Below are 25,771 nucleotides of genomic sequence, written 5' to 3' on the forward strand. Positions count from 1 at the left end.
CAGCCGCCACCACATTGGAATAGCGCTTTTAACCACCGCCATTTGCCCACCTTCCGGTACAATGCGCTTATCGTGCTAACAAGATACTTTCAGGAGCTGGGGCTTTGGACATCATTTGGTGGGTGGCATACGTAGCATTGGGCGGTTTTGTCGGCATTATGGCAGGCTTATTAGGCATTGGTGGCGGTGGCATTATGGTGCCAATCCTCACCTCACTGTTCGTGCTGCAAGGCGTGCCTCATGAGCATCTTGCTCACTTGGCCTTAGGTACTGCAATGGCCGCTATTATTCCTGCTTCCACCGCCAGCCTGCTTTCCCATCACCGTCATGGGGCGGTTCGCTGGGATATCGTGCGCTTTATTACGCCGGGCATTTTAATCGGCACGTTTATGGCGACGTTTATTGCAGCACTGATCCCCACGCGCAGCTTAGCCATCTTTTTCGCCTGCTTTATGGTGCTAATGTCACTGCAAATGTTGGCGAATATCAAGCCCAAACCAAGCCGTGGGTTACCCGGCCCGCTGGGAGTCAGCGGTGTTGGCTTCGGCATTGGCAGTATTTCAGCGTTAGTCGCGATTGGTGGCGGATCATTAACAGTGCCCTTCCTGACGTGGTGTAACGTCAAACTCCCCCGCGCCATTGGTACTTCCGCCGCCGTTGGCTTACCCATCGCCATCGCCGGCGCACTGGGGTATATCATTAATGGTTGGGGTACAGTGGGACTACCCAGCGCGGCGCTAGGCTACGTTTATCTGCCCGCCCTACTGCTAATGGCCCCCTTCAGCATCCTCACCGCCCCCATTGGCGCCAAACTTGCTCACAAGCTGCCTGTCGCGCTGCTTAAGCGCGTATTTGCATTTATGTTAATGGGGTTGGCGTTACAGATGGTTTATGCGGTGTTTACGGCGTGAGGTGGGAACTATACAGGTAGGCTTGGTGAGTTTAGTCAAACCACGCGGAATACAAAGATTTAGACGAGATCGTCTAACTCGACATCTAGTGTTTTGGCGATTCGCTGGAGCACACTTAGCGAGCCGGGCTTTTTACCCGCCTCTATTTCAGAGAGATACCCTTGGCTGATGCCCACTTTCTCAGCCAGCTCGCCTGCTCGCAAACCACGGTGCTCACGATACACCTTGACTGGTGCAACACCTTCTAAAAGTGCCTCAACTACCGTTAAAGGAAAAGACTCTTCACCCCGCGCTACCACGGCGCTCGCCGCTTGAATATCAACTTGATCTTCCAACCGCTCCAGCAAAGCAAGATAGTCCTGCTCAGCCAATACCACCAACCGCTCGCCGGTTGGGGTATTAATAATTTGTGGCGCGCTCATGCTGCCTCCTATTGCCATCATTGGTAAACACTACCCCGGGCACCGATATTAATGATATCCAATACATCGCCATTTTCGTGGATGATCACCCGCCAATCACCTACCCGCAGCCGAATATAGTCACTGCCCTTCAATACCTTCACGTTGTTGCTCTGGCTTACCGGGTCTTCCGCGTAAGCCTTGATTTTACCCTGTATACGCTGTGACTCTGGCCGCGGCATGCGCTGCAAGACCTTTAAGGCGCTTTTTCGGTAAGTGATCGTCTTCATCACACTAATTATAGCTATGAGCTAACATAAAGCGATTAATTTTAGCTGCAGGCTAATTATTCCTTTATAAAATTGGCCTTTAAAATTTATCAGTACCCAATTTAGGGATGACGTGGGGCTTACACCATTATCCTAAGGCACATTAACAGTATTTTGATGAGATCTTGGGTGGAGCCTAACCTGCCCTGCGTTGTGAGTGCTGTGGCATATACCTCGCTATGTGCTGAACGCCCATTCTTACGTACAATAGCGCGCATACATCATGCCACCTCTCAGAAAGCCCTCAAGGTGTACCAAGATTTTTGGCACAACAGCCAATATCGCAGCTTGGTACACTGTGGGTACACCAAAGGCATTAATTACCGTATTTAGAGGCAATTTAGCTGTGCTTAATGCAGCTAGCGATATTATTAAATGACTAATTTATTTAAAGAAAATAGTGCAGATAGGGGCAGGCTTTTTTCAGTTGCACCCATGATGGATTGGACAACCCGCGATTTCAGGGCATTCGCACGCACCTTAACCAAGCGGACGCTGCTGTATACCGAGATGGTCACGACCGGTGCGATTTTGCACGGGACGCCCCGTGAGCGTTTTTTGGGTTACAACGAGGTGGAGCATCCGATTGCGCTGCAGTTGGGTGGCAGCGATACCGGTGAGCTTGCGGAGTGCGCGGCGATTACTGAGGCGTGGGGCTATGATGAGGTCAACCTCAACGTGGGTTGTCCGAGTGACCGTGTGCAGAACAATATGATTGGCGCTTGCTTGATGGGCTATCCCGAAAAGGTGGCCGATGCAGTGCGGGCGATGCAGGCGGCGGTGTCTATTCCAGTCACGGTAAAATGCCGAATTGGTATTGATGACCAGGATGAGGACGCCGACCTTGAGCGCTTTATCGCTATTGTGGCTGATGCAGGGTGCGAGGTGTTCACCGTACACGCTCGTAAGGCGTGGTTGCAGGGTTTATCGCCGAAACAGAACCGCGATGTACCGCCGCTTAATTACCCCCGCGTTCACCGTTTAAAGCAGAGCCGTCCTGAGCTACATATCGGCATTAACGGCGGGTTTAAAACCCTGGCGGAGTGCCAAAAGCAGCTTACCCATGTGGATAGCGTGATGGTCGGCCGTGAGGCGTATCAAAACCCTTGGCTGCTAGCCGGTGTTGATGAACAACTGTTTGGTGAAAAAGGCCCTGCGGCGAGTCGTGTAGAGGCCGCAATGGCATTCCGGCCTTATATTCAGCAGCGCTTGGATGAAGGCGCGAAGCTGAATCATATTACCCGCCACCTACTGGGTTTATTCCAGGGTTGCCCTGGCGGCAGGCGCTTTCGGCGTCACTTGTCAGAATACGCCCATAAAGAAGGCGCAGGGTTGCGCCTATTTGATGAAGCATTAAGCTTGGTGAGAGAGTTAGAAACTCAAGATGAACAGCCCGCCATCCATCCCGCTTAAACACAGATAGGTCAATATTCTCGTTTAAGCGGTCAGGTAGCGAGCCATGTCAGGTGTTTACGAGCCCTCTTTCACGCCCTGGGCGATACGGTCGCCCACGTCTTTATCGATATTGCGCCAATACTCGAACGCACGCTCAAGCACGGGTTCGCTAACACCCGCCGAAAGGTGGCCGACTACGTTAGACACTAAGCGGTCACGCTGAGCATCGTCCATCACTTCACGCACCAGCGTATGGGCTTGGCCCCAGTCGTCGTCATCTCGGCGCAGGGTATAGGCAGTGCGTACGAAGTCGCCGCTTACTTCCCAGGTATTATCCATCGGGTAGCGCTCGGCATCGGCTGATGGGCCGCCTTTCGAGTTAGGTGCATACACCGGGTCTGTCACATTGCGCATCCGCATAGCACCATCTTTGGTGTAGCTGTGCACTGGTGATTTTGGCGAGTTCACAGGGATCTGCTTATAGTTCACCCCTAGTCGTGCGCGGTGGGCATCAGCGTAGGAGAACCCACGCGCCAGCAGCATTTTGTCTGGGCTTAAGCCAGTACCCGGTACCATGTTGTTAGGCTCAAATGCCGCCTGCTCAATCTCAGTGTGATAGTCCGTTGGGTTGCGATCCAGAATCAGCTTACCCACTTCAATCATCGGGTAATCACCATGCGGCCACACTTTGGTTAAATCGAAGGGGTTGTAGCGATAGGTTTTGGCTTCATCGAAAGGCATGATCTGCACTTTCAATGTCCAACTGGGGTGATCGCCATTCTTTAGGGCATTGTAGAGGTCGCGAGTATGGTAGTCAGCATCGGTGCCAGCCATCTCTTCGGCTTCTTCCTGAGTAAGGAAGTCAATGCCCTGATCAGTTTTGAAATGGTACTTAACCCAGAACCGTTCGCCCTCGGCGTTAATCCACATATAGGTATGGCTAGAGTAGCCATTCATGTGGCGCCAGGTTTTTGGAATACCCCGGTCACCCATCAGCCAGGAAACTTGGTGAGCCGACTCAGGCGAGAGTGTCCAAAAATCCCACTGCATATCGTGATCGCGCAAATTGGTGTCAGCACGGCGCTTTTGCGTGCGGATAAAATGCTGAAACTTCATGGGGTCACGCACAAAAAATACCGGCGTGTTGTTCCCCACCATGTCGAAGTTGCCTTCTGTGGTGTAGAACTTGATTGAGAAGCCGCGTGGGTCACGCCAGGTATCCGGGCTGCCTCGCTCACCTGCCACGGTTGAAAAGCGCATTAGCGTTTCAGTTGTTGTACCCGGTTGGAATACTGCAGCCTTGGTGTACTTACTCACGTCGTGAGTGACTTCAAAACGCCCAAAGCCGCCGCCGCCTTTAGCGTGTGGCTGACGCTCAGGGATGCGCTCACGGTTAAAGTTGGCCATTTGCTCAATTAAATAATGGTCATTGAGCAAAATCGGCCCATTTGGCCCTATGGTGAGAGAATGTTCGTCACTGGTAACCGGTATACCCGCATCTGTTGTGGTGTGCTTAGGTCTATCGCTCGTCATCGTTATTCCTCCATGTCACGGTAGGCGTGGCGCTTCAACACCACGCGTTCGAGTACGATGAAAGCTTGGCTATTTGTTTTATTTTTTCTCATTTTAGTAGCCGCTAACAAAGCCCACTCATAGGTATAGTCAAGCCGACGCAAACTTGCCATCTATAGCGGTTAGGCATTACCTATCAAGGCAGTAGCTTTTTTTGATGAGATTCAAGGCTAATACAGCGAATCAGGTGGCGGAACCAAACTTGAGTTAAAGCTTTCGACAGCGGTTTCCGCTTCTTCAATCTCGTCAAACCGAGCGATATGAAATAGCGCCTCGCCTTCGTTCGCGAGCGGCAAGCGACTCATCCCAATTACAATGCCATCCGCAACGGCGAGCACTTCGCCTTCGTCATTACCAAAGGGGTCAGCCACTTTACCTAACACTTCCCCTTTCGCGACACGTGCGCCCAGGCGAACCTTGGGCCGCATAATGCCGTCGATAGGCGCGCGCGCCCAGCTTGAGCCATTGGCAAGCTCAGCCGGTGCTGGCGTGCGGCGACGCTGCTCGCCGGTCAGCATGCCTAAACGGCGCATCACACGCAGTACGCCGCGAACGCCAGGGGCAATGGCCCACTCATCAAAACGCAGCGCTTCGCCTGCTTCATAGGTGAGCACTGGAATCCCACGCGTCTGGGCGTAGTGGCGCAAGCTGCCTTCACGTAGTTCTGCGTTCAACACAACGGGAGCTCCGAAAGCATCGGCCATGCGCTCGGTTTCGCTGCCAGGCCGAAGCTGGGCTCGAATTTGCGGCAGGTTAGTGCGATGAATAGCTCCAGTATGCAGGTCAATAATATGCGTGGCGTGATCAACAATTTGTTCGCGAAACAGAGCCGCGATGCGCCCACCTAATGAGCCTGACTCGCTGCCTGGAAAACAGCGATTCAGATCCCGTCGGTCAGGCAAATAGCGGGTTTGTTGCAGGAAGCCAAATACGTTCACAACGGGCACAGCAATCAGTGTGCCACGAATACTATTAATCGTTTTGGCGCGCAGCACTCGGCGAACAATTTCTACCCCATTGATTTCATCGCCATGGATACCTCCACATACCAGCAACACCGGACCCTCCTTACGGCCATGGACCACCTCGACGGGAATGTGCAGCGGGGTATGGGTATATAAACGCGCAACGGGAACGTCAACTTGTAAACGCTGGCCGGGCATAATCGTATGCTCGCCCAGTTGAAAAGGAGCTCGCGCCATTATGGATATCCTATTTTTACACTGATCTTTTCGCGAAATTGCTATGCGTATTGGCTGTTGTCATCGCCAGTTTATACGCCTACCACCGTTAAATAACGAATTTGATAACCTAGGATATGCCATCAATCAATTATCCATACAGTTTTGAATGTAAAACTTGTCCGCTTGAGATAAAATATGACCACTAAGTGTCAATCATGAGGTTACTTTTCAATGGCAAGAAAGACCAAAGCTGAAGCTGCTGCTACTCGGGAAGCACTGCTCAATGCTGCTGAAGAGGTATTTTTTGCCAAAGGCGTAGCACGCACATCCCTTGAGCAGATTGCTCGCCATGCAGGTCTCACTCGTGGGGCAGTTTACTGGCATTTTAAAAATAAAGGTGATCTGTTCATGGCACTGGTTGAACAGGTACGCATGCCTTTCCAGTCGCTAATGGAAGAAGTAAACAAAGCTGACACTGAAATTTCGCCATTAGAATCCATCCGCCTAGCTTGCCATGCTGGCTTAGTACGGCTTGAACAGCCCTCATATCAACGCATCCTATCGATTCTGCTGCACCGCTGTGAGTTCTTCAGCGATATTAATCCACTTGAAATGCAGGATAAGATTGGCAACGAGTGTTTCGAGGAGATGCTGTCGGTGTTTGAGGTAGCTCAACAGCAGCAGTTACTGCGCGAAGACCTTAGCCCCGCCGTCGCCACGCGCATGATGCAGACTATGCTAGGCGGTCTCTTTCATGACTGGCTACGCAACCCAGGTGCTTATTCAATTCGTGAGCGTGGCGGTGAGTTAATTGATGCCTCTATTCGAATGATGCAGCGCTAAAAGAGAGTCAATACTTCTTTGCTGCAATGCAGCAAGTGTGCGTATACTCAAGTAATTACTAACAAGTAGTTACTAACACTAGCTGCTATCAATTAGTGGCTGTCCGTTATTAGCTGCAGGTTATTTACGAAGAGTGTGAGCACACTATGGATGCACTGGAGTTTATCCGCGTACGCGAATTGGAAGTGGCCGTTCGTATCTGGAACCCTAATGCCCCCCGTACTCTTATCGCTTGGCATGGTCTTGCCCGTCACGGCGGTGATTTTAGTGCATTAGCAAGAGAATTAGGCAGCGAATGGCGTATTCTTGCCCCTGACACCCCTGGCCGCGGGCTTTCCAGTTGGTCACTCTTTCCTGCTCACGACTATCTTTACAGCCACTATATTACAGTGGCGATCGCCCTGCTCGATCACTTCAAACTGGAAAGCGTTGACTGGCTGGGCACCTCAATGGGCGGCTTATTAGGCATGTTAATTGCCGCCGACCCGCAGCATAGCTCGCGCATTTCCCGCCTAATACTCAATGATGTAGGGCCGGAGTTAAGCAAACAGGGCTTGATCGCTCTTGCCAGTTACTTCGGTGTCACTCACCGTTTTTCATCGTTTAGCGATCTGCAACAAGAGCTTGAACAGCACTACGCAAGCTTTGGTATTTCCAGTGATTCGGCATGGCGAGAGCTGGCGCTGAACAGTGCGCGTAGGCTGTCAGATGGCAGTTGGAGCTATCATTTTGATCCACGCATTGGCGAGCAGTTTGTGCATGATACGCCACGGGACACCTGGGCCGATTGGGCCAGCATTCGCTGCCCTATCATGGTCATTCGTGGTGAAGAGTCGACACTTTTAGATGTCGAAACACTGCCTCGTATGGCTGAAAAGCAGCCCGAACTCGTCACCCTAACGGTAGCTCACTGCGGCCATGCGCCCATGCTGGACAAACCTGAACAGGTCGACCCCGTTCGCGCCTTTTTAAACCGCCCCGTCCCCAGCCCGGTTGCTGGCAGGTCAACGCACAGCGCCACTGGCTGGCAGCGTGCGGTGCAGTGGCTGGTGCAGCAGTGGCGTCGGTGGTGGAAATAGCTAGGCAGACGTATCACTAAGCTGCCCAGCTATGCAGCCCTAGTGCGAAGCAGAATAACGCCCTGAAGAGCGATCCTTTTGACTTAACCGCAGTTTACTCAAACGTGTGCGTGTTTCCAGATACTCCTGTTCAGACACGCTGCGATAAGCCCCTTCAGCGGGCAAGTATTTCACCAGTACACGACGCTCCCCTTGTACCGGCAGTGCATTCGCTTTGCTAAGCAGCTTCACCGCAGCACCATTAGGTTCATTATCGAGCACTGCAAAGGCCACTTCCCCACCACCTTGACGCTCTGTGACCACTACGGTTTCGCCCAATAAGCACCGCCGTGTGAAAGGGCGATAGCGATGCAGCCCACGGTGCAGCGCTTGACAAAGCACCGCCGCCACTGGCGAAGCGATCACTAGACTACCCCACAACACCAGCACCCCTACGGGGATACGCAGCAGGCCAAGCGGCAGCAAGCTTAGTACCAGCATTTCAATTGCCAGGGTGAGTGCACCCGCGATAAGCATAATGATAGTTAGCGCAAGCGTTGCAGGCACCCCTGCAAAACCCAGTGATACCAACGTACTGGCAAGGTGATCCTCCTTTAAGCTATCCCGCTCAAACAGTTCTAGCGGGGCGATGCGAATAATCACTAATAGCCAATAGAGGGTTAGCAGCCCGAGTAAGAATGTGAATACAATGCTCGGGAATTGCATAGCAGCGTGGATTACATGTTGCATGGCGTCTCCTCCCCCGGTACTTAGCCGGCGATGTATTATATCTTTCAGCTTAGTCTACGTTAGCTTAGAGACGCCACCTTTCCCTTGACCTTCGTCATTGAGAGACAAAAGAGAGACAAAAAAACGGGTGCCACCTAAGGTGACACCCGCTCTTTTTAACACTCTAGCTTAATCGTTAAGCACTAGTGATGATCGTGCTCCAACGCAGGTTTTGAGGGTTCATGCTGATCCCCTTTTGTCTTGCGACTCAACCAATCGGAGGCTGTCGCGATCATGGCGTAGAAGCTGGGAATAAACAGACTACCCAGGGTGGCCACCGAGAACATGCCCATAGCGACCGTTGTACCAATGTGGTGACTACTCACGTCGCTGGCACCGGTGGCTAAGGCTAACGGCAGCGTACCAAAGATAAACGCCAGCGAGGTCATCACAATTGGCCGGAAACGCAGTTCCGCTGCAGTAATAGCCGCCTCTCGGATTGTTTTACCCTGCTCTTTGCGCTGTAGCTCAGCAAACTCAACGATCAGGATCGCGTTCTTCGCTGCCAACCCGACCACCACCAGCATACCAATTTGCACATACACGCTGGTGTCCAAGCCGCGTAGCGCAATCCCGCCGATAGCACCCAGGAAAGCAAAGGGTGTCGCGGTCAATACCGCCAGCGGCAGCGACCAGCTTTCATACTGAGCGGCCAGAATCAAGAAGACCATTAACAGCCCGAAGACAATCGCCAACGTTGCCGCATTGCCCTGGTTGGCTTCCTGGTAAGCCGTCCCGGTCCAGCCCATGCCCCAGTTAGCGCCTAGTGTCTCTTGAACGATTTCCTCCATCGCCTCAATCGCCTGAACAGAGCTATAGCCGGTGGCAGGACCACCCTGGAACTGGGCACCCGCATACACGCCGAAACGCGATACCACGGCTGCTCCCGTTTGGCGTTCAAGTTCGACAAACTCCGACAGCGGGATGCGCTCACCATTACCGCCGCGCACATAAACACTGCTGAGATCCTCGGGCGTTTTGCGGAACTCATCTTCGTTTTGCAGATAGACCTGGAAGTTACGGTTTTGGTAGCTGAAGTAGTTCACAAAGCCGTTACCAAAGGTATTAGCAAGCGTCGACGTAATGTTCTCCAGCGCCACGCCGTAACTTAATGCTTTCTGCTGATCAATGTTCGCGCGGTAAGACGGTACGTTAACGTTGAACGTTGAGAACACTCGGTTTAAGGCAGGATGCTGATTAGCCTTCTGCATAATTTGCAGCGAAGCCTCATACAGCTCACGTGTCGATGCGCCATCAAAGGACTGCAAGTAGCCGGTAAAGCCGCCTGTCGTCGAAAGCCCCATAATGGGCGGCACGTTAAACGCCATCGCTGAGCCACCATCAATGCTGGCACCCAGCCCCATAATCTGCCCAACAAGACCATCCGCCGTCAGCTCACGCTCCTCCCAAGGGTGCATGTTGACGAACATAACGCCGCGCGCCGTATTCACAGCCCCCGAAAGAATGTCGTAACCCGCCACAGCAGAGGAGTATTCAACACCGGGGATTTTTTCAACCTCAGCACTGAGTTTCGCCATGTAGCGCTGTGTACGATCAAGCGATGCCGCATCCGGCAGCGATACGCTCACCAACACGACACCCTGGTCGGTTTCCGGCACCAGCGTTGAAGGCGTATTGGCATACAGCCAGTAAGAGCCAGCCCCTGTTGCCACCGTCAGCGCAATCGCCAGTACCCAAAAACGCACTAAGCCTTTTACCAGCCACATATAAACGGCGGTAATACCGGCAAACATACGATCAAATAGGCGCAGCGGCGTATTCACCGCACGCTTGAACGTAGACTGACCGGCACCGGCAATTTTATGCTTGATAAAAATAGCTGACAGGGCTGGCGTAAAGGTCAACGCCATGACCGCCGAAAGCCCAACAGAGAGCGCTATGGTAAGTGCAAACTGCTGGTAAATTTGCCCTGTAAAACCACCCAAAAAGGCCACGGGTACAAACACTGCCGCCATGATTAGCGACGTTGCAATAACCGGTCCGCCAACTTCCTTCATCGCTCGGATGGTGGCATCGCGAACGCTGATATCCTCTTCTTCACTCAGCACGCGCTCGACGTTTTCCACCACCAATATGGCATCGTCGACCACAATGCCTATCGATAGCACCAGCGCAAACAGCGTCAACAGGTTGATCGAGAAACCGAACAGATAGAAAAATGCGAACGTACCTATGACCGATACCGGCACTACCGACATGGCAATAACCGTAAAGCGCCAGTTCTGCAGGAAAATAAACAGAATGACGATAACGATCAGGAAAGCCTCTATAAAAACTTTCAACACAGTACTGACTGAGGCATCAATGAATAGCGTCGTGTCGTAAGGGGTAACATATTCAAGCCCCGGCGGAAAACGACTCTCCAGACCATCCATGGTAGCGCGCACCGCATTGGCGGTTTCTAAAGCATTAGCGCCAGGCTGCTGGTTGATAATAATCGGCGTCATGGTCGAGCCGTTCAAACGCGCGTCGATACCATAAAAAGAAGCGCCAAGTTCAATACGCGCCACGTCTTCTAAGCGCAGCGATGACCCATCAGGGTTAGTGCGTAGATAAATATTACGGAAATCATCAGCGTTGTTGAGTCGGCCACCTGCCGTAATGGTATAGGTGTAGGCACGTGGTTCGCTCTGCGGCGTTGAAGCTAAACTACCGGCAGGTATTTCAGTATTTTGCGAACGAATAGCCGTCGCAACTTCACTCGGTGTAAGGTCGTACTGCGCCAGCTTATCGGGATCCATCCAAATCCGCATGGCAAATTCACCGCCGCCCAATACCTCGGCATTGCCCACCCCAGGCACTTGGCGTAATTCATCCAAGATATTGAGTGTGGCGTAGTTCTGCATGTAGACGTTGTTGTAGTCACCGTTAGGTGAGGTTAACGCTAACAGCATCAAAATAGAGTCTGAACGCAGCTCAACGGTCACACCTTGAGACTGCACGGCCTCAGGGAGCTGTGAAAGCGCTCCTTGCACACGGTTGTTAACGTTGATGGTATTAATATCGCCATCGGTGCCGATGTTGAAGGCCACGCTCAGGCTCATAATGCCGTTATCAGCGCTGTTTGAGGTCATGTAAAGCATGTCCTCAACGCCGTTAATGGCCTCTGCAAGCGGTGCAGCGACGGTTTGAGCAACGGTTTCCGCATCCGCGCCGGGGAACTGCGCCTGCACCGATACCGTGGGCGGCACCACACTGGGGTACTGCTCAATGGGCAGCACGCGCATGGACATGACGCCCACCAGTGTCACGATAATTGCCAATACGGTGGCAAAGATCGGACGGCTAATGAAGAAGTTAGAGAAATTCATTATTGAGCACCCTCTTCTCCTTCAGCGGGCTGGCCACCGGCTGCCCCCTCTTCCATCGCTTGTGCTGCTTGCGCCTGTTGCTGCGCTTCTTCCTGCTCAGCCTCTGCCACAATGGCTTCAGCATTGCCATTAAAGGGCAACGCTTCAATCACCATGCCCGGCTCTAAACCAGCGGTGTCGCCTACAATAACCCGCTCACCCGGTGCTAAGCCTTCACGGATAATCTGCCACGGGCCAGCAACTTCACCCAACACCACGGTTCTTGCCCGCGCTTTATCGTCTTCATCCAGCACAAAGACCTGGGGGCCCATTAGCCCTTGCGTCACGGCAATTTCGGGCACTGCCATGACATCAAAGCGCTGTAACCCTTCGATGCGCACACGCACAAACTGCCCGGGCAGCACAGTAGCGTCAGGGTTTTCAAACGTTGCCGACGCCTGCACCGTACTGGTGCCGCTATCCACTCGTGAACCTAGGAAGTCTAAGTGCCCTTCAAGCTCAAAATCGCTGCCACCACTCACGCCCGGAATACTTAACAGCGCACGAAGGTCAGACAAATCACTGCCATCGCTGAGTTGCCGACGCAGCTCAAAAGCGTCTCGCTGAGGCAGTTGAAAGCGCACCTCTAGCGGATCAAGGGGGGTAATCGTGGCAAGCTCGGTACCCGATGTGACCAAATTACCCACGTTCACCTGGCTTAAACTGATCATGCCGGACACAGGTGCCGTCACCTGTGAATAGCCAAGATCCAGGTTGGCACTGGTTAAGGCCGCCTCTGCTTGCGCTACGCTCGCCTGAGCGACACGCTGATCAGCCAACGCTTGGTCATACTGTTGGCGACTAACCGAGTTTTGGCTCAATAACTGTTCAAAACGCTGGGCATCGCGCTGGGCACGGAAAAGCTCAGCACGGGCGCTTTGCAGATCTGCATCACGCTGATTAACCGTTGCTTGATAAAGATCCGGCTCGATGGTGTAAAGCTGATCGCCCTCTTCCACTAGCTGACCGGGCTCAAAGTGACGCTCTTCCAGAAAGCCATCTACCCGCGCGACCAGCGTTACTTCGCTGTCACTGCGTAACAAAGAAGGGTAGGACTTATTCAGCGGGATATTTTGGCGAGCCATTTCTGCCACTTCGACTTTATGGGGTGGGGCCTCTTGCTCGGCACCCTGCTGCGGTGTCTCGGCTTGATCTTGACCACAGGCCGCGAGTGCCAGCGCGGCGACGAGCGTTACCAAGCTCGCTCGGCGTGATTGAATCATCTTCTTCATACGTTGAATTCCCATATGTCTTTTTGAAAGTCGGCTAATAGCACATACGCACCTGAAGCATGTTCAGGTTAGCGTCATCACCTGCCAGGCTGGGGCGGCACACCAATGTCGAGCGCGCGCTGATAGCGGTCATTGTCACCGCTCTCTGGCAAGGTGAAATTAACGCTATCACCGGTTAACCAAGCATTAACTTCCTCTATGGCTTGTACATCTAAAAGCCCAGCCTGCTGACGTAGTGAGAGCAAGTTCACCACGTAGTCGTAGCGGGACTCGGCATAGTTAGCGATGGCGTTATAGAGGTTTTGTTCGGCGTTCAGCACATCAACGATGTTGCGGGTGCCCACTTCGTAACCTGCACGGGTGGCTTCAAGGGCGCTGCGGGTTGAGACAATAGCCTGCTGGCGGGCTTCGACGGTTTCCACATCGTTACTGACTTGGGTATAGAGCGAACGCACCTGCTGAATGGTGGTGCGGCGCTGTGACTCAAAATCATACTGGCTGCTTTCCAACTGATAGGTGCCCTGACGAATGCTGGCACTGGTACTGCCGCCGGTATAAATCGGCAAATTAGCGCTCACGCCTACTTGGCTGGAGGAGTCTCTACCTGACGTACCGTCGACATCGCTGCCAGCAAGCTGGTAGTTGCCAAACGCTTGAAATGTGGGCATCCGGCCAGCACGGGCAATGTCGACACCGCTACGTGAAATCTCAATACCGGCCCGCTGCGCCAATACCTGAGGGTTTAGCTCAATGGCTTGTTCTACCCAGTAATCGCGGCTACTAGGCTGGGGGAGTGCAATTGGCATGCTGTCCCCTAATGCGTCAATGCTGGCGTAACGCTGACCGGTCAGCTGTTCTAACGCTTCAAAAGCAACCTGAAGATTACTCTCTGCGGCAATGCGGTCTGCTCGTGATTGATCAAAAGTGGCGCGCGCTTCTTCTACTTCGGTAATCGCAATCAAACCGACTTCGAATTGCTCACTAGCTTGCTCAAACTGACGGCCAATCGCCCGCTCTTGGGCTAGGCGCGCTTCAAGCACCTCATGGGCGCGAAGAATATCGAAATAAGCGCTAGCCACATCGATTAACAGCTGCTGCTCAGTGGCGGCTAGCAAATACACCTGTTGATCAATTTGACGTTCAGCCTGGGTTACCTGTTGACGTGTCACTTCATCAAATAGCGTTTGCGTCGCTTCAAGAGAAAGCGAGGCGGTGTTGTAACGATCATCACTGGTCCCAAAACTGCCAATCTCTGTGCCAGGATCACCAGTACCAGCGCCCAAACGAGAGGAAGTCTGACTTTCATACTGCTGGTTATGTGCCGCGTTACCCGTCGCACTCACCTGGGGTAATAACCCGCCCCGTACAATATCCCTGCCCGCTTCAACGCCTAAATATTCCGAACGCGCAGAGGCCAGCGCAGCGTTATTATTTAACGCATCACGAGTAATCGTAATCAGGTCGGCAGCTTGAGCGGGCAACACGAAGGAAGCCGTAAAAACCGCCAATAGTAAGGGTCGTAAAGGGGCATTGACTGCCCAGTGTGCCAGTCGCATGGGATTGCCTCTAGGTATTGACGTCAGAATGGCAAACGTACTAAGTCACTTAAAATACAGTCACTTAAAATACAGTCACTTAAAATACAGTCACTCAAAGTACGGTCACTCAAAGTACGACGCCATCAAGAAAGATGAGCATTATAGTTACATTCATGTATGTATGCTAGCCTTGAACAATCTAAAATTGTGTGTACAGCCTATTGTCAAGTCGCTTGCTACATACCTTAGCCAAAAGTATCGCCAAGGTGACGATACTTACCGCTAAAATGATCATAGTTTAGTTTTCCTCTGTCGGAATTCCCGCGCCTCAATCCCCCACTTATTCAGCCGCGACGCGAGCGTTGTCGGCTTTATACCTAATAATTCCGCGGCGCCACCAGCCCCCGAGACTTTCCCCCTTGCCTGCGTTAAGGCGGAAATCGTACTTTCCCGCTGTTGCTGACTTAACGCATGTTCGGTTAATAAGGCCGCAGCACTATTCACCGTATTCTCGCGAGCATCTGACGTTAGAGCACTTGAGTGTTTTAATGAGCGTGGTGGCTCACCTAATAGAAGATCATCAAATACCAGCCGCCGATCCTGGGTCACAATGACCTGCCGCTCAATAACGTTTTCCAACTCACGGATATTGCCCGGCCATGGGTAGCGCTGCAAAATTTCAAATTGTGCGGGGGGAATGCGCACTCCCGGCTTATTAAATTTCAGGCAGGCCCGGTGTAAAAAGTGTCGCGCCAGCAGCGGCACGTCTTCAATGCGATTGCGTAACGGTACCGAATCAATTGGGAATACATTAAGCCGGAAATAGAGATCTTCACGGAAACGCCCTTCATCAATCATTTCACGCAGCTCGCGGTTGGTAGCAGCAATCACGCGTACATCTACTTCCCGAGTACGGTTGTCGCCCACCCGTTCAAACTGCTGATCCTGCAATACCCTCAGCAGCTTGCTCTGTAGCTCTAGCGGTATCTCGCCCACCTCATCCAGAAATAGCGTGCCGCCGTGGGCCAGCTCGAAGCGGCCGGGGCGGTCTTGCACCGCACCGGTAAAAGCACCTTTTACATGGCCAAAAAACTCGCTTTCAAACAGGTCTCGCGGGATAGCGGCGCAGTTGACGCGAATAAGCGGCCGGTCACTGCGCGTACTGCCCGCATGAATGGCCCGGGCAATCAGCTCTTTGCCAGTGCCGGACTCGCCGCTAATCAGTACGTTGGCACTGGTCGGTGCGACCATCTCTATCTGCTTAAGGAGTTTTGCCACGGCAGGGCTATTGCCCACAATATCGCGGTGGTTAAGCTCCGCTTTTATCTCTTCTTGAAGGTATTCGTTCTCTAGCTCTAAGCGCTGCTTGAGGGTCTCAACTTCAGCCAGCGCATCGCGCAGTTGCTGCTCAGCGCGCTTACGTTCACGTATATCGCGAAACAGCACCACCGCCCCCACTAAACGTCCCATCTCAAAAATGGGCGTACTGGTGTACTCAACGGGTATCGCTTCACCGTTTTTGTGCCAAAACACTTCGTTATCGACGTGATGCACTTGGCCATCGCTAAACGAGGCATGAATGGGGCACTGCTGTACCGGAAAATGGCTGCCATCAGCGTGGGTGTGGTGAAACATTATATGTGCATCGTGGCCGACCATATCATCGGTACTCCAGCCCAAAATACGCTCGGCAGCTGGGTTGACAAAGGTGGTTTTGCCCTCGGCATCCAAGCCATAAATACCCTCCCCTGCGGCGCTAAGAATTAGCTGGTTCTGCTTTTCAATCCGCTCAAATACCTGCTCGACCCGCTGCCAGCCTACTTCCCCCTGACGATGCTGGCGACCCAGCTCTGCTTTGGCCCGCTGCTGTTCAGCCTTGTTGCGATCAATCAGCGTTAATAGCAGTTGCGAGGTGTCATCAATGCGCTGAGCGTACACCTCGACTCGGTATGGCTGGCGCTGCATATCGAGCAGTACTAAATCGTCCGACCAGGCCGTATTCCGTGCCAGCACTTCATCGGTAAAACTCACCCAGAGTGGCAGAGAAGCACTTAAGCGATGGCTAAACGGGGTGACTAATGGCAGCGGGTCATCAATGCAGAGCCATTGACATGCCGCTTGATTGGCCGCTACCAGTTGGTCTTTAAAGGGGTCGACGACCATCATCGCCAGCGGTGCATAGCCGCCCATCAGTGCAGAATCCATTACTGATGAATCAGCAACACGGCGGACTTGTTCAGCACGCATTGGGCGCTCCTCATGGCTCAAAGACGACATCTCTGCATAACCATTCAATTCCCGCGCCATTTACGATTTTTCGTCAATAAAACAACGAAATATCGTTATTTACGATTTTTCGTAGCTAATTCACTTCACCGAAAGTGCTGCTCAAAATAACTCTTAATTATTTAAAAACAATTACTTAAAAATCAAATAACCAAGTTGGCACACAAATCGCAATGACCACAGTAACGCCGCATATGTTGCTATTTCGCACCAAGACGGCGCAGCCATCTGTTTTTTTGCTCCTGTGAGGTGAACGTCCATGAAAGACAACAACGACCACAGCAGTCTCGGGAACCCGTTCGATCACCGTCAATCTCTTATCCATGGAGGGCATTGTGATTGTCACGACTGCCAGCCTTCGACTAAATCTATCATTACATCGTCCCAGGCAGGGCCTTCATCGGCACCCACCGATAGCGACGCGATGATGGATCGAATGGTTGAAAGCGCCTTAGTGCGCGGCATGTTTGGCCATAGTGATATGCATCGCCGACAGTTTATGAAACTGGTGGGCGGCGGCACGGTCGCCGCAGCGCTGGCAAGCCTGCTACCCATGGATGCGATTAAAGCAGCAGTTAAAGAAGATTTGGGGCCTTTGGAAAAGACCGAGTTGGATATCGGCTTTATCCCCATCACCTGTGCCACGCCGATCATCATGGCCCACCCCATGGGCTTTTATGAGCGCTACGGCCTGAATGTAAATGTTATTAAAACCGCAGGCTGGGCACTCATCCGCGATAATTCGCTTAATGACCGCTTTGATGCCGCGCATATGTTGTCACCTATGCCACTCGCCATGAGCTTGGGCGTAGGCTCGTCACAGCGCTCTTTTATTACCCCGGCGATTGAAAACATTAACGGTCAGGCGATCGTTTTACATAATGATCATCAGGATAAACGCGACCCTCAGCAATGGAAGGGTTTTACGTTCGGCGTACCGTTTGAGTACTCCATGCATAATTTCTTGTTGCGTTACTACGTTGCCGAGCATGGCTTAGACCCCGATCAGGATATTCAAATTCGCGTGATCCCGCCCCCGGAAATGGTTGCTAACTTACGGGCAGGCAACATTGATGGCTTTTTATCGCCCGACCCGTTTAACCAGCGTGCGGTATTCGAGCGCATTGGCTTTATTCATGTGCTCACCAAAGATATTTGGGACGGCCACCCCTGCTGCGCTTTTGCCACTAGCGCCACCTTCGCGCGTGAAAACCCCAATACTTATGGTGCCCTGTTGCGGGCGATTATCGACGCAACCCAGTACTCATCCGACCCGGCCAATCGCTCCGAGATCGCCGAAGCGATTGCGCCCACCAACTATCTCAACCAGCCCGTCACGGTCATTGAGCAGGTGCTGACCGGACGCTATGCCGACGGTTTAGGTGAAGTGCAAAACGTGCCTGACCGCATCGACTTTGACCCATTCCCCTGGCACTCCATGGCAGTGTGGATTCTGACCCAGATGAAGCGTTGGGGTTATATCGAAGGTCATGTGGATTATCAGCAGGTAGCCCGTGATGTGTTCCTAGCAACCGAAGCCCGCGATGTAATGCGCGAGTTAGGCTACGACGCCCCTGAAGAGACCTCACGTAACTACGAAATCATGGGAAAAACCTTCGATTACACCCAGCCCGACGCCTATCTGCAAAGTTTTGATATTGGCAGGAGCTAACCATGGATCGCACAACGACCGAGTGGAAATTAAGCCTCAATCTACGTGCTGGCCTATTGGCGGTAGTTATTCTAGCGCTGCTATTAGGTCTTTGGGAGGGCCTTAACCGGGTGCCCATCCTAGGTGGCGGGGCCGAGTTAAGCGAATATGAAATGCTGCTCGGCGGTGCCGATGAGACCGCCAGCGTCCCGCCCCCTTCCGCCATTATGGTGCGCGCCTGGGAGCAGCTTTCCGATCCGTTTTACGACGCCGGACCCAACGACAAAGGCATTGGAATCCAACTGGGCTATTCGCTGTATCGGGTACTGGCGGGCTACTTAATGGCGGCCGCCGTGGCCATCCCGATTGGTTTTCTGATTGGCATGTCGCCCCTGATGTATAAGGCGCTGAACCCATTTATTCAGGTGCTGCGCCCTATCTCACCGCTCGCTTGGATGCCGTTGGCGCTATTTATCATCCGTGATGCGGAAGCCTCGGCGATCTTCGTGATTTTTATCTGCTCGATCTGGCCAATGCTGTTGAATACCGCCTTTGGGGTCGCCGGGGTAAGGCAAGACTGGGTCAATGTCGCCCGTACCCACGAGCTGTCGTCATTGAAAACCGCCTTTAAGGTCATTTTGCCCGCCGCTGCGCCAACAATTTTAACCGGCATGCGAATCTCGATTGGCATCGCCTGGCTGGTGATTGTCGCCGCCGAGATGCTCGTGGGCGGTACTGGCATTGGCTACTACGTGTGGAATGAGTGGAACAACCTGGATCTTACCAGTGTGATCTTCTCGATCTTGATGATCGGTATCGTCGGCATGCTGCTGGATATGTCGCTGGCCTATGTGGCGCGCTTTGTGACCTACGCAGAATAAATCAAGCGAGCGAACACAAAGAGCAACCACGAGGAGTTAAATCATGAGTCACGCTTTTGTCGAAGTTCAGCAAGCCGCCAAACGGTTTCCTGGCAGCACTAAAGATGCAGCGCCGCTTACGGTATTTGAAAACGTTAGCTTCCAACTGCAAAAAGGCGAGTTCGTTTGCATCATTGGCCACTCTGGCTGCGGCAAGTCGACCATTATGAATGCCCTGGCCGGGCTAGATCAGTTCTCCGATGGCTCCATGGTCATGGAAGGCAAAGAGATTAATGGCCCAGGACTTGAGCGCGGTGTGGTGTTTCAAAACTACAGCTTGCTGCCATGGCTGACCGCCCTTGAAAACGTCCGTTTCGGGGTTCGCGCCCGCTGGAAAGAGTGGAGCGAACGCGAAGTGACCGACCACAGCATGAAGTACCTGGAGATGGTGGGGCTAAAGGAAGTGGTAAGCCGGAAGCCCTCCCAGCTTTCTGGCGGTATGCGCCAGCGGGTGAGTATCGCCCGCGCCTTTGCCACCAAGCCTAAATTGCTGCTGCTTGATGAGCCGTTTGGCGCCCTGGATGCGCTTACCCGCGGGGTGATTCAGGATGAGCTGGTCAAAATCTGGACCCACGACCAGCAAACCGTGTTCATGATCACCCACGATGTGGATGAGGCGATTCTGCTCGCTGACCGGATTTTCTTGATGACCAACGGCCCCGAGGCACGTATTGCGGAAGCGGTGGAAATTGACCTGCCGCGGCCACGCAATCGCGCCGAGATCGTCAAGCACCCCAACTTCTACACCATCCGTAATTACCTGGTCGATTTTCTGGTCAATCGCTCAAGCGATCTACGCGTCCAGGAGAACGAACCTAAAGGCTTGCGCTACCCAACGCGGGTTAATCCGGCCAAGATCGATCAGCCGATCGATAGCAGCGCTCCCCCACACGAAGAGAAGTTAGTTAAGTTCATACCCAAGGAGATTCGTCATGGATAAGCTCGAAATGCGTCACACTCTGCTCGCCGCCAAAGCGCGTAAAAAAATGAGCTGGGACGATATCGCTAAAGCAGTCGGCATGTCGCCGGTCTGGGTCGCCTCCGCCTGCTACGGCATGAATAGCGCCAGCAAAGAGGTGGCGCATCAAATGTGTGACGCGCTAGGGGTAGAGAGCGACGTAGCCGATGCTTTGGTGGCCTTCCCCACCAAAGCATGGGATGAAGCGATCCCCCAAGACCCGTTCGTTTATCGTCTGTATGAAGTGGTCGGCGTTTACGGCGAAACTCTAAAAGACGTCGTCCAGGAGAAGTTTGGCGACGGCATTATGAGCGCCATCGACTTCGCCATGGAGGTCGACAAAATCGAAGACCCGAAAGGCGACCGCGTACTGCTAACTCTGAACGGTAAGTTCCTGCCTTATAAGTCCTGGTAATTCGACGCTTACAACGCTACTTACAGTGACGCCGCCCCAACCAATTGGCTGGGGCGGCGTTTTTTTATGCAGCTGTTCGCGCGGTTAGCTCAGCCGCTTCTCAATCAGGCTTTCTAGTTCAAGCTGGTCATCGTGGAAGCGACGGATGCCTTCCGCCAGCTTATCGTTGGCCATGGCATCTTGGTTATGCCCCCAACGGAAAGCGCCCTCGCTTAGCGGCTCAGCGGCCTTGCCACTGCCATCGCCAGTGCGAATTTGCGCACTTACGTTACCTTGTGTCGCGTCCAACTCCTCCAGTAACGCAGGCGAGATGGTTAACCGCGGGCAGCCTGCCAAGGCAAGCACCTGGCCGGTGGTGCGGAAGCTCGCCCCCATCACCACGGTTTCATAACCGCCCTGATTGGCGCGCTCGCACACGCCTTGTACAAACTGAACGCCCGGGTCGTTTTCCGGGGTGTAGTCGTTGCCGGTCTCTTTTTTGTACCAATCAGTCACCCGACCCACAAACGGCGAAATTAGAAATACGCCGGCATCAAAACAGGCCTGAGCTTGGGCGTCGCTAAACAGCAGCGTCAAGTTACACTGAATATTTTCCCGCTCAAGTACCTCAGCCGCACGAATACCTTCCCAAGTAGAGGCCAGCTTAATTAACACGCGGTCACGTGATACGCCGCGGGCGTCGTACAGCTCAATTAACTCATGGGCCTTGGCAATACTGGCTTGGGTATCAAACGACAGCCGGGCAGCCACTTCAGTGGAAACACGCCCCGGCACTACCGCTGAGATTTCACTGCCCATGGCGACGGCCAAGCGATCCACCGCATGTTTGACTTGATCTTCACGATTACCGCCCAAGGCTTTAACGCTGCTCAACTCTTCATCAATCAACGCTTGATAACCTGGCAAGCTAAACGCCTTAAGCAGCAGTGACGGGTTGGTCGTCGCATCTTGCGGCTGGTAACGACGAATAGCGTCAAGATCGCCGGTATCAGCGACGACAAGCGAATGTTGCTTTAATTGTTGCAGCTGGCTCGTCATAAAATCTCCTTATATGCTGTTAAGCGCCGCCATGGCGTTGTTCAAGTGCTGCGCAATAGCGTGCATAAACCTGTTGGTAAGCAGCCACCCGTTCTGGTTGAGGGTCAGCGAGCGACTGCGCATCCAGATGGACTAAACGTTCACACAGCGCTTCCAGCGTTACGCCCTCTGCGCGCTGGTCGCACCAAGCCGCCTGAAGCGCGGCACCCAAGGCGGCCGCATCGGTAATCTCAGGGCAAATTACCTGAGTCCCAGTGATGTCAGCCACCATCTGCCGCCACACGTGGCTGTTAGCGCCGCCACCGATCAAACGAATCTGGCTTGCACCAGCGGTTAAATCACCCAGTAATTCTAGCCCATAGCGTAGCCCGAAAGTGGCCCCTTCCACCACGGCCCGGCACAAATTAGCCTGGGTAGTGTTTAAACTGGTCAGACCAAGAAAGTCCGCCGAGGCATCAGGCAACATAGGTACCCGCTCGCCGTTAAAAAAGGGCAGTACGGTAACGCCTTGAGCACCTATCGGCGCGCTTGCTACTTTATCGCTAAACGCGGCTAGGTCTAAACCAAACAACTCGCGCACCCGGGTGGTGGCCGAGGTGACATTCATAGTGCAAATCAGTGGCAGCCAGCCGCCCGTGCTGGAACAGAAATTGGCCACCATGGCGCTATCGCACTCAACGGGGGTGGCCGAGTAGGCGCAGACCGTGCCTGAAGTACCTAAACTCAGCGTAATCAGTCCCGGGGTGATATTGCCGGTGCCAATAGCGCCGAGCATATTGTCACCACCCCCGGAGGAGACCACCACTTGATCGCCAAGCCCCAACTCACGAGCCACCGCCGGACGGACAACCCCCACCGGCTCGTGAGCTTCAAGTAGCCGGGGCAGCACCCGTGTTGGGTCTAACTCTGGGGCAATCTCTGCAAATACCTCTAATTGCCAGCAGCGTTTACGGGTATCAAAGTAGCCGGTACCCGAGGCATCGCCAGCTTCGGTAACTCGCTCCCCGGTTAACCAGTAATTAAGGTAGTCGTGGGGTAGTAACAGGCTTTCGATTCGCTGATAGGCATTGGGATGTTGCTCGCGTAGCCAAGCGACTTTGGACGCTGTATAGCCGGTTTGCAGTACCAGACCCAGCTTCTCAAGGCAGCCTGCCTCGCCGCCTAAACGGGCGACCAGGTCGGCGTTCTGAGCACTGGTTTCGGTGTCGCACCATAGCTTGGCAGGGTAAACCGGGGCGCCATCGGCATCGAGTGCCACCATGCCGTGCTGCTGCCCGGAAACGCCGATGCCGCGTACCTGGCTTGCCAATACGCCGGCTTTGTCGAGGGCGGCAAAAAACGCCCCCTTTAACGCCGCTAACCATTCGGCGGGTGCCTGTTCACGGCGGCCATTTTCACCTTCATCCAGGCGATGGGGACAGCTTGCTTCAGCGAGAATGACTCCCCGCTCAACGTCCACCACCACTACCTTGGTACTCTGGGTACCGCAATCTACCCCGATATACATCACAACGTTCCTTTGGATGACGCCAGACCCTCTAGCGTAGCGCGTGCACCACGTTCATGCAGCGCCGTTAAGGCAGTTAAGTACGCCTCAACAAAACGGTCATTATCAATTAAGTCGCCAAACAGTTCGCGGTTTTCGATAAACGCCGTAGGTCGTGCTCGATTCTCAGCAGCAATCACCATTAGCGGTGCTTTCAATCGATCGACAATCTCAATCGGCTTGCCCTGCTCATCCAGGCCTTCTGCGTAGCGTGCCCAACTAGCCACCACGGCAGCACTACGGTAGATTTCTCCACCCTGAGCCAACTGCTGGCGAATGACCGGCACCAGCCATTTAGGAATGCGATCCGAGCTTTCAGCACATAACCGTGCCAAGGTATCTTTAATTTGTGGGTTGGCAAAACGCTCAATCAGCGTTAAGCGATAGTTTTCAAGATCAACCCCTGGCACCGGCGCCAATGTCGGCGTGCCCTCTTCGCGCATATAGCCCAGCAAAAAATCAACGAACAGAGGATCTTGGCACACCTCATGGGCGTAGCGGTATCCGGCTAAATAACCAAAATAGGTCAGCGCCTGATGGCTGGCATTGAGTAGGCGCAGCTTCATCAACTCGTACGGCTCTACATCCTCAACGACTTGAACGCCTACCTTTTCAAACGCCGGGCGGCCAAGGGGGAAGTGGTCTTCCAACACCCACTGGGTGAAGGGCTCGCAGACTACCGGCCAAGCGTCCTCTACGCCAAAACGCTGGGCGAGTTCCTCAATATCCGTGGGCGATGTTACCGGCGTAATGCGATCCACCATGGCGTTGGGAAACGCCACCTCACTGGCAAGCCAAGCGCCTAACTCGGCATCCCGCGCCCGAGCGTAAGCGCCAAACATACGTTTGGCGACATCACCATTGCTTTGAATATTATCGCAAGACATCACGGTAAATGGCGCAATGCCACGGGTGCGGCGGCGGGCAAGGGCTTCCACCACTAGCCCGAAACTGGTGGAAGGTTGAGCAGGGTTGACAAGATCCGCGCACACCTGAGGGTTATCGAGATCAAACTCACCACTTACCGGGTGAAAATTATAGCCACCTTCCGTCACCGTTAGCGACACAATGCGAATCGCCGGATCGGCCATCTGCTCAATCACCGCTTCGGTTTCTTCCGGTGCAAACAGGTAATTCAGCATGCTGCCAATCACTCGCGGCTCGTACTGACCGTCGGGGTGCTTCACCACCAAGGTATAAAGATAATCCTGCGCGGCCAGCGCCTGCTGCATGCGTTTGTCGCCAGGCATTACGCCTACACCAATAATGCCCCAATCCAGCGCATCACCTTGGTTCATCAACGCATCGACATACATGGCTTGATGGGCGCGATGAAATCCCCCTACCCCAATATGCACAATGCCAGGCGTTAGCGCATTCCGGTCATAGCCAGGCGTGGCAACATCGGAGGACAAATTGCCCAGGTTGTGGTTATTAAGTTGGGTCATGGGTGCTCTCCAAGCCAAGGCATACTCGGCACAATGGGGATGATTGAAAGCGAAGGTGTCGTATGCGGATCAGGTTCGAGTGTTATGGCCGCCTCAGCTCATCCAATTGCCGCCATCGACATTGAGGGTTTGGGCGACCACGTAATCACTGTCCTGGCTGGCTAAGAACACGGCGGCTCCGGTGTGATCTTCCGGCTGGCCCATGCGGCCGAATGGCACCGCCTCACCGACTAAACGCTTCTTCTCGCCGAGCGGGCGGTTCTCAAACCGGGCAAACAGCGCGTCGACTTCCTCCCACATCGGCGTATCCACCACACCGGGGGCGATGCCGTTAACATTGATACGGTGTTTGATTAAATCTAACCCGCTGGATTGGGTAAGGCTGATCACCGCAGCCTTACTGGCGCAGTAAACGCTTACCAGCGCCTCGCCACGGCGGCCTGCCTGGGAAGCCATATTGATAATTTTGCCACCCTGGCCACGAGCCACCATTGAGCGGGCAACCGCCTGCAGGGTGAAAAACATGCCCTTGGCATTAACCGAAAACTGCTTATCAAAGCTTGCCTCAGTAACTTCAAGCACCGGCGCCATATCAAACACTGCAGCGTTATTGACCAAAATATCGATACCACTGAAACGGCTTGTTACCGCCTCGACCATGGCGTTAATCGACGTCTGATCGCAGACATTCAGTTCAACGCCCATGACTTTTTCGACAGGCGCTTGCTGGCTCAGGGTTGCTACAGCTGAATCGATTGCCGCTTGATCAATATCGGCCACCACCACGCTGGCGCCTTCAGTTAAGTAACGCTGGGCGATGGCTAAACCGATGCCCCGAGCGCCACCAGTAATCACGGCGATTTTATTGGTTAGTTTCATCGTAATG

The 25,771-nt window shown here is 53.5% G+C and carries 21 protein-coding genes; 8 read left to right on the forward strand and 13 right to left on the reverse strand.

The window, feature by feature from the left end; all coding sequences use genetic code 11:
* The first annotated feature begins 104 nt into the window (after window positions 1-104).
* Window positions 105-911, forward strand: coding sequence for a sulfite exporter TauE/SafE family protein (locus ACQKE4_RS01580; protein WP_427386586.1), 807 nt, complete (start codon window positions 105-107; stop codon window positions 909-911).
* Between the two features lie 59 nt (window positions 912-970).
* On the opposite strand, the gene ACQKE4_RS01585 is transcribed toward ACQKE4_RS01580, so the two are convergent.
* Together ACQKE4_RS01585 and ACQKE4_RS01590 are read right to left on the reverse strand one after the other, a co-directional pair.
* Complete coding sequence (locus ACQKE4_RS01585) at window positions 971-1,333, reverse strand: helix-turn-helix domain-containing protein (protein WP_427386587.1); 363 nt, start codon at window positions 1,331-1,333, stop codon at window positions 971-973.
* Between the two features lie 17 nt (window positions 1,334-1,350).
* Window positions 1,351-1,602, reverse strand: a complete 252-nt coding sequence (locus ACQKE4_RS01590; RefSeq protein WP_290834726.1) for a type II toxin-antitoxin system RelE family toxin — start codon at window positions 1,600-1,602, stop codon at window positions 1,351-1,353.
* Window positions 1,603-2,016: 414 nt separating this feature from the next.
* Here ACQKE4_RS01590 and dusA point away from each other — a divergent pair, with 414 nt between their 5' ends.
* Window positions 2,017-3,054 carry a tRNA dihydrouridine(20/20a) synthase DusA gene (dusA, locus tag ACQKE4_RS01595; protein WP_427386588.1) on the forward strand — a complete coding sequence of 346 codons (1,038 nt, stop codon included), beginning with the start codon at window positions 2,017-2,019 and terminating at the stop codon, window positions 3,052-3,054.
* Between the two features lie 57 nt (window positions 3,055-3,111).
* Here the strand turns inward: dusA and ACQKE4_RS01600 are convergent, their stop codons facing one another.
* Complete coding sequence (locus ACQKE4_RS01600; RefSeq protein WP_427386589.1) at window positions 3,112-4,569, reverse strand: catalase; 1,458 nt, start codon at window positions 4,567-4,569, stop codon at window positions 3,112-3,114.
* 209 nt (window positions 4,570-4,778) lie between these two features.
* On the reverse strand, window positions 4,779-5,810 hold the full coding sequence (locus tag ACQKE4_RS01605; RefSeq protein WP_427386590.1) for a succinylglutamate desuccinylase/aspartoacylase family protein: 1,032 nt from the start codon (window positions 5,808-5,810) through the stop codon (window positions 4,779-4,781).
* Window positions 5,811-6,023: 213 nt separating this feature from the next.
* Here ACQKE4_RS01605 and ACQKE4_RS01610 point away from each other — a divergent pair, with 213 nt between their 5' ends.
* Both ACQKE4_RS01610 and ACQKE4_RS01615 read left to right on the forward strand, forming a co-directional pair.
* On the forward strand, window positions 6,024-6,635 hold the full coding sequence (locus ACQKE4_RS01610) for a TetR family transcriptional regulator (protein ID WP_427386591.1): 612 nt from the start codon (window positions 6,024-6,026) through the stop codon (window positions 6,633-6,635).
* Window positions 6,636-6,781: 146 nt separating this feature from the next.
* Complete coding sequence (locus tag ACQKE4_RS01615; RefSeq protein WP_427386592.1) at window positions 6,782-7,714, forward strand: alpha/beta fold hydrolase; 933 nt, start codon at window positions 6,782-6,784, stop codon at window positions 7,712-7,714.
* A gap of 39 nt (window positions 7,715-7,753) precedes the next feature.
* Here ACQKE4_RS01615 and ACQKE4_RS01620 read toward each other — a convergent pair whose 3' ends face one another.
* From ACQKE4_RS01620 to ACQKE4_RS01640, 5 genes are all read right to left on the reverse strand, one after another.
* Window positions 7,754-8,443, reverse strand: coding sequence for a hypothetical protein (locus ACQKE4_RS01620; protein WP_427386593.1), 690 nt, complete (start codon window positions 8,441-8,443; stop codon window positions 7,754-7,756).
* Window positions 8,444-8,625: 182 nt separating this feature from the next.
* On the reverse strand, window positions 8,626-11,814 hold the full coding sequence (locus tag ACQKE4_RS01625; protein ID WP_427386594.1) for an efflux RND transporter permease subunit: 3,189 nt from the start codon (window positions 11,812-11,814) through the stop codon (window positions 8,626-8,628).
* A complete protein-coding gene (locus ACQKE4_RS01630) occupies window positions 11,814-13,085 on the reverse strand; it encodes an efflux RND transporter periplasmic adaptor subunit (RefSeq protein ID WP_427386595.1) in 1,272 nt (423 codons plus the stop codon). The genes ACQKE4_RS01625 and ACQKE4_RS01630 overlap by 1 nt, the downstream gene beginning before the upstream one ends.
* 77 nt (window positions 13,086-13,162) lie before the next feature.
* Window positions 13,163-14,641 (reverse strand): TolC family outer membrane protein, encoded by a 1,479-nt coding sequence (locus tag ACQKE4_RS01635; protein ID WP_427386596.1) that lies wholly within the window; start codon window positions 14,639-14,641, stop codon window positions 13,163-13,165.
* A gap of 273 nt (window positions 14,642-14,914) precedes the next feature.
* Window positions 14,915-16,870 carry a sigma-54 interaction domain-containing protein gene (locus ACQKE4_RS01640; protein WP_427386597.1) on the reverse strand — a complete coding sequence of 652 codons (1,956 nt, stop codon included), beginning with the start codon at window positions 16,868-16,870 and terminating at the stop codon, window positions 14,915-14,917.
* Between the two features lie 298 nt (window positions 16,871-17,168).
* Here ACQKE4_RS01640 and ACQKE4_RS01645 point away from each other — a divergent pair, with 298 nt between their 5' ends.
* From ACQKE4_RS01645 to cynS, 4 genes are read left to right on the forward strand one after another with little or no spacing between them, the layout of a single operon-like run.
* Window positions 17,169-18,581: an ABC transporter substrate-binding protein gene (locus ACQKE4_RS01645; RefSeq protein ID WP_427386598.1), complete on the forward strand. Its 1,413-nt coding sequence runs from the start codon at window positions 17,169-17,171 to the stop codon at window positions 18,579-18,581.
* 2 nt (window positions 18,582-18,583) lie between these two features.
* Window positions 18,584-19,441, forward strand: coding sequence for a nitrate ABC transporter permease (gene ntrB, locus ACQKE4_RS01650; protein ID WP_427386599.1), 858 nt, complete (start codon window positions 18,584-18,586; stop codon window positions 19,439-19,441).
* A 43-nt stretch (window positions 19,442-19,484) separates the two neighbouring features.
* Window positions 19,485-20,420, forward strand: coding sequence for an ABC transporter ATP-binding protein (locus ACQKE4_RS01655; protein ID WP_427386600.1), 936 nt, complete (start codon window positions 19,485-19,487; stop codon window positions 20,418-20,420).
* Window positions 20,413-20,853, forward strand: coding sequence for a cyanase (gene cynS / locus ACQKE4_RS01660; RefSeq protein WP_427386601.1), 441 nt, complete (start codon window positions 20,413-20,415; stop codon window positions 20,851-20,853). The genes ACQKE4_RS01655 and cynS overlap by 8 nt, the downstream gene beginning before the upstream one ends.
* 84 nt (window positions 20,854-20,937) lie before the next feature.
* Here the strand turns inward: cynS and tal are convergent, their stop codons facing one another.
* The 4 genes from tal to ACQKE4_RS01680 form a co-directional block, all read right to left on the reverse strand.
* Window positions 20,938-21,891: a transaldolase gene (gene tal, locus ACQKE4_RS01665; RefSeq protein ID WP_427386602.1), complete on the reverse strand. Its 954-nt coding sequence runs from the start codon at window positions 21,889-21,891 to the stop codon at window positions 20,938-20,940.
* Between the two features lie 19 nt (window positions 21,892-21,910).
* Complete coding sequence (gene xylB / locus ACQKE4_RS01670) at window positions 21,911-23,398, reverse strand: xylulokinase (protein WP_427386603.1); 1,488 nt, start codon at window positions 23,396-23,398, stop codon at window positions 21,911-21,913.
* Complete coding sequence (locus tag ACQKE4_RS01675; protein WP_427386604.1) at window positions 23,398-24,885, reverse strand: mannitol dehydrogenase family protein; 1,488 nt, start codon at window positions 24,883-24,885, stop codon at window positions 23,398-23,400. The genes xylB and ACQKE4_RS01675 overlap by 1 nt, the downstream gene beginning before the upstream one ends.
* 93 nt (window positions 24,886-24,978) lie before the next feature.
* Window positions 24,979-25,764 (reverse strand): L-iditol 2-dehydrogenase, encoded by a 786-nt coding sequence (locus tag ACQKE4_RS01680; protein ID WP_427386605.1) that lies wholly within the window; start codon window positions 25,762-25,764, stop codon window positions 24,979-24,981.
* Between the last annotated feature and the right edge of the window lie 7 nt (window positions 25,765-25,771).

It is taken from the genome of Halomonas sp. NPDC076908 (genome assembly GCF_050269715.1).
Classification (GTDB): Bacteria; Pseudomonadota; Gammaproteobacteria; order Pseudomonadales; family Halomonadaceae; genus Vreelandella.